General features: G+C 72.5%; 4 protein-coding genes. 3 read left to right on the top strand and 1 reads right to left on the bottom strand.

Features of this window, described 5'->3' with window-relative positions:
* Positions 1-484 precede the first annotated feature (484 nt).
* On the top strand, positions 485-2,125 hold the full coding sequence (gene pgm, locus ACZ3UD_RS37515) for a phosphoglucomutase (alpha-D-glucose-1,6-bisphosphate-dependent) (RefSeq protein ID WP_465598547.1): 1,641 nt from the start codon (positions 485-487) through the stop codon (positions 2,123-2,125).
* A gap of 58 nt (positions 2,126-2,183) precedes the next feature.
* Here the strand turns inward: pgm and ACZ3UD_RS37510 are convergent, their stop codons facing one another.
* Positions 2,184-3,488 (bottom strand): MFS transporter, encoded by a 1,305-nt coding sequence (locus ACZ3UD_RS37510; RefSeq protein WP_465598544.1) that lies wholly within the window; start codon positions 3,486-3,488, stop codon positions 2,184-2,186.
* A gap of 147 nt (positions 3,489-3,635) precedes the next feature.
* Between ACZ3UD_RS37510 and ACZ3UD_RS37505 the strand changes: the two genes are divergently transcribed.
* Entirely contained in the window at positions 3,636-3,965 is a 330-nt protein-coding gene (locus ACZ3UD_RS37505) for an ArsR/SmtB family transcription factor (RefSeq protein ID WP_465598541.1), read from the top strand.
* Positions 3,966-4,056: 91 nt separating this feature from the next.
* On the top strand, positions 4,057-4,773 hold the full coding sequence (locus ACZ3UD_RS37500) for an HAD family hydrolase (protein WP_465598539.1): 717 nt from the start codon (positions 4,057-4,059) through the stop codon (positions 4,771-4,773).
* Positions 4,774-5,020: the final 247 nt, after the last annotated feature.

Below are 5,020 nucleotides of genomic sequence, written 5' to 3'. Positions count from 1 at the left end.
GGTGTACGGGTGACAACGTCGCCGATCCTACTGCTCGCGCCTGCCCCCGCACGCCCGGTGACCGAGGGTCGGACAGGAGCGAGGGCCGCACCCGCCGTGGCCTGTGCCGGGTTGCGTGCCGGCGCGGCTGGTCGGGCGGGCTTGTGCGATGGCGGCCTGGTGGAGGGGTGGGGCCGGGTGGTGGTTGTGGTGTTGGTGGTCGTCGATCCGTTCGCGTGTGAGGGTCTGGTCGGGTGTCGGGTGTCGGGTGTCGGGTGTCGGGTGACGGGTGACGCGGTTCGCGGCTGGTTTTTTTTGACCGCGTCGGCCCTGGTTGGGTGCCGCGAGCAGCTGCCTGTCTGGGCCGGGCTGTGTGTCTGGGTTGGTGTGGCTGTTTGTGTTCGGTGGTTGGGGGTGTGGTTGGACCGGTTCTGGTTACGATCGGTGGGGGCGGGGGGTGGTGGTTGGGTTGTGTGTCTCGGGGTTTTTCGGCGGGAGGTGGTGGATGGTGCACGCACGGGCGGGGCAGGTGGCGCGGTCCGGTGATCTGGTGGATGTGGCGCGGTTGGTGACGGCGTATTACGCGTTGCGGCCGGATCCGCAGGAGGTGGCGCAGCGGGTGGTGTTCGGGACGTCGGGGCATCGGGGTTCCTCCTTGGACGCGGCGTTCAATGAGGATCATGTTGCTGCGGTTACGCAGGCGATCTGTGAGTATCGGGTGTGGCAGGGGGTGGCTGGGCCGCTATTCCTGGGTGCGGATACCCACGCGTTGTCGGAGCCGGCGAGGGTGACGGCGTTGGAGGTGCTGGCGGCTAATGGGGTGCGGGTGTTGGTTGATTCCGTGGATGGCTATACCCCCACTCCGGCGGTTTCGCATGCGATCTTGGCTCACAATCGGCGCAGTCCCAGGGCGTTGGCGGATGGCATTGTGGTGACGCCTTCGCACAATCCGCCGCGTGACGGTGGTTTCAAGTACAATCCGCCCAGTGGCGGCCCCGCCGGGTCGGAGGCGACCGGTTGGATTCAGGATCGTGCGAACGAGCTGATCCGTGAGGGCCTGCGCGGGGTGAGGAAGGTCCCGTATGTGCGGGCTCTGGCCGCGGCCACCACCGGGCGCTACGACTATCTGGGTGCCTATGTTGAGGACCTGCCTTCGGTGCTGGATCTGGACGCGGTGCGGGCGGCGGGGCTTCGTATCGGCGCGGACCCGCTTGGTGGGGCGTCGGTGGCGTATTGGGCGCGCATCGCCGAGTCGCACCGTCTGGACCTGACCGTGGTCAATCCGGTCACTGATCCGACCTGGCGCTTCATGACGCTGGATTGGGACGGCAGGATCCGTATGGACTGTTCCTCGCCGTCTGCGATGGCCTCGCTGATCGGCCGTCGGGAGGAGTACGCGATCGCCACCGGCAATGACGCGGACGCCGACCGGCATGGCATCGTCACTCCCGACGGGGGGTTGATGAACCCCAACCACTACTTGGCGGTGGCCGTCGACTACCTCTACCGCCACCGCGGCGAGTGGCCTGCCGACGCGGCGGTGGGCAAGACGCTGGTCTCGTCCTCGATGCTGGACCGCGTCGCCGCCGGCCTTGGCCGCCGGGTGCTGGAGGTCCCGGTCGGTTTCAAGTGGTTCGTCGAGGGTCTGTTGGAGGGTTCGATCGGCTTCGGTGGCGAGGAGAGCGCGGGCGCCTCGTTCCTGCGCCGTGACGGCGGGGTGTGGACCACTGACAAGGACGGCATCCTGCTGGCGCTGCTCGCCTCCGAGATCACCGCCGTCACCGGCGCCACCCCCAGCGCCCGCTACCGCGAGCTGACCGCCCGCCACGGCGAGCCCGCCTATGCCCGGGTGGATGCTCCCGCCGACCGCGAGCAGAAGGCCCGCCTGGCCCGCCTCGCGCCCGAGCAGGTCACGGCCGGGGAACTCGCGGGGGAGAAGATCACCGCCGTGCTGTCGAACGCGCCCGGCAACGGGGCGGCGATCGGCGGCCTCAAGGTGTGCACCGACAGCGCCTGGTTCGCCGCCCGGCCCTCGGGCACCGAGGACGTGTACAAGATCTACGCCGAGTCGTTCCTGGGGGACAAGCACCTGGCGCGGGTGCAGGAGGAGGCCCGGGCCCTGGTGGGGGAGGTCCTGGGCGGCTGACGCGGCCGAGGCGGACGCAAAGCCGTACGGGGCCGGGACGCCGGCCCCGTACGGCCTGTCAGGCCCGCACCGGCTCGGCCGTCCCCGCCGCCGTCGTCCCCGCCTCCGCCGCTGCCCCTGCCGTCGCCGCCCCCGCTGCCGTCGCCGCCCCCGCTGCCGTCGCCGTCGCCGTGGCCCCCGCCGCCGCCTCCGTCCCCGCTGCCTCCGCCGTGGTCGGCGCTGTGCTGTGCCGGTCGCGTGTGGTGGCCGCTGCTGTCGCGCACGCCACCAGCGCCAGCATCGCCGCCGCCAGTGGGAACCACCGTTCTCCCAGTACCGCGATCGCCGCCGACCCCGCCACACCTCCCGCCGCCGTTCCCAGGTACAGCGCGCTGCTGTTCAACGAGATCAGCAGCGGCGCGTGTCCCGGGTCGATCGACGCCAGCCGGTGTGGCAGCGCCACCGACACCGCCCATCCCGCCAGTGGCACCACCACCGCGTACGCCAGCGAGCCCGGCATGCTGCGTCCCAGCCACGGCAGCGCGGCGAAGGCGGCGGCGGCGAGGGCGGAGCCGGCCAGCAGCACCCGGCGCACTCCGGCGCGGTCGACCAGGCGTCCGCCCAGCCAGCTGCCGGCCACCGACATCACGCCGGTGGTGAGCAGGATCAGGCTGAGCCGGTTCGCGTTCCCGTCGGTGGCGCCCGAGACGGCGGTGGCCAGGTAGATGTAGACGCTCTGGAAGGCGAGGAAGAAGGCGAGGGTGGTGGCGGCGGCGCCGAGCACCCGGCGCCGGCCGAGCGGGGCGAGGCGGGCGGCCAGGGTGGGGGCGGCGGCGGGGGCGGGCAGGTCGCGCAGCAGCACGGCGAGTCCGGCCAGCGCGGCCAGGCCGAGCGCGGTGACCAGCCACATCGTCAGCCGCCAGTCGGCGCGCCCGATCCAGGTGCCCAGCGGCACGCCGAGCGCGGTGGCCACCGTCATGCCGCCGAGTACGGTGGCCAGCGCCCGGCCGCGCCGCTCGGGGGCGACCAGGGTGGTGGCCACCGCGTTGGCGGTCGGCGTGTAGAGGGCGGCGCCCGCCGCGGCGAGGACCCGGGTGGCCAGCAGCAGCCCGTAGGTGGGGGCGAGGGCGCTGAGCGCGTTGGCGGCGCTGAAGAGCGCGAGCGCGCTCAGCAGCAGGCGCCGGCGCGGCCAGCGGGCGGTGGCGGCGGCCAGCGGCGGGGCCAGCAGCGCATAGCCGAGCGCGAAGACGGTGACCAGCTGGCCGGCGGCGCCCACCGACACCCCGAGGTCGGCGCGCAGGGGGCCGAGGATGCCGGCCACGACCATCGAGTCGGTGCCCATGGCGAAGGTGCCGAGGGCGAGCAGGAGCAGGCGTACGGGCACGGGAAAGCCCCCCGAAGCTATTGTTGGACGAACATGGAACAGTTTGATACTCGCCAAACAATCGGGGATTGGTGGATGATTGTCAAACCATTCCTGCTGTCGCCCGCCGTCTCGCCCCGCCGAGACCCGAGGACCGGAGCCGAACCCATGACCGAAGACGAGCGGCTTCCCCAGCCCGCCACCGCCGACATCGACCTCGTCACGGTCCTGCACGCCCTCGGCGACCCCGTCCGCATGCGCCTGCTGCTCAGCTACGCCGACGGCGCCGAACACTCCTGCGCCCCCCGCGACCTGGGCCTGGACCACCTCCACAAGTCGACCGTCTCCCACCACATGCGCGTCCTGCGCGAAGCCGGCGTCACCACCACCCGCGTCGCCGGCCGCAACCGCTTCGTCAGCCTGCGCCGCACCGACCTCGACGCCCGCTTCCCGGGCCTGCTCGACGCCCTGCTGTCAGCGGCGGCCACCGCGGCCTGAGAGCGCGGGCCCCACCGGCAGCCGGACCCGACACCGCCGCTGCGCGTCGCGTAGGGTCTTCCGGTACGGATCGAAACACAAAGGACGGTTCATGCCGATCAGGGGCGTGCTCTTCGACGTCGACGACACCTTGTTCGACTACTCCGGCTCCGAGGAGGCCGGCATCCTCACCCACCTGCGCGAGACCGGCCTGCTCGACGCCTTCCCCTCCCCGCAAGCGGCGCTCACCCGGTGGCGCACCGTCACAAAGACCCACTACGCGCGTTTCCTCGCCCGGGAGATCACCTTCCGCGGCCAGCAGTGCGAACGCACCCGCCAGTTCCTCGCCGACCTCGGCCAGCCCGGCGCCGGACACCTCACCGACGAGCAGGCCGCCGCCTGGTTCGCCGGCTACGCCGCCCACCGCGACGCCGCCCGGGCCGCCTTCCCCGACGCCGCCCCCGCGCTCGCCGAACTCGCCCCCCACTACCGGCTCGGCATCGTCTCCAACTCCGACGCCGACCACCAGCGCCGCAAACTGCGCGCCATCGGCCTGCTCGACCACGTCGCCGACGTCCTCGTCTGCTCCGACCAGTACGGCGAGCCCAAACCCGCCCCCGGCATCTTCCACGCCGGCTGCGCCGCCCTGGGCCTGGCCCCCTGTGAAGTCGCTTACGTCGGCGACGACTACGCCCTCGACGCCGAAGGCGCTCGCCACGCGGGCCTGACCGCCTTCTGGCTCGACCGTACCGCCTCCGCCGCCCCGGTCGCCGAGGGCGTCCACGTCCTGCACTCCCTGGACGGCCTCGTGAAGGCCCTGGCCGCCTGAGGGCGTGCGCGCCGCGAAAGGCGCCTCCGGCGCCCGGGGGCCCCGCGCACGGTCCGCGGGTCCGCGGGTCAGTCGCAACGAAGTCGGCGGGGCTGACTTCCTATGCGTGGGCGGGCCGGGGAGTTGACCTTGTCGGACGGGTGGAGAAGGCGCCGCCGCTCCGGGTGTTGGGGCGGCGGGGCCGGGCCTGTTCGGTTGTGGCGTTGCCGCGTCGGGTGTTGCCTGCTTTCCATGCGTTGGTGTAGGC

The sequence above is a fragment of the Kitasatospora sp. NPDC023118 genome (assembly GCF_055560875.1).
Note: the sequence above shows the minus strand (reverse complement) of the source record. Positions and strands in the feature narration are given on the sequence as shown.

Excerpts from the sequence above, each read along its gene's own strand:
- pgm (WP_465598547.1), top strand. The coding sequence starts at position 485 with ATGGTGCACGCACGGGCGGGGCAGGTGGCGCGGTCCGGTGATCTGGTG.
- ACZ3UD_RS37505 (WP_465598541.1), top strand. The coding sequence starts at position 3,636 with ATGACCGAAGACGAGCGGCTTCCCCAGCCCGCCACCGCCGACATCGAC.
- ACZ3UD_RS37500 (WP_465598539.1), top strand. The coding sequence starts at position 4,057 with ATGCCGATCAGGGGCGTGCTCTTCGACGTCGACGACACCTTGTTCGAC.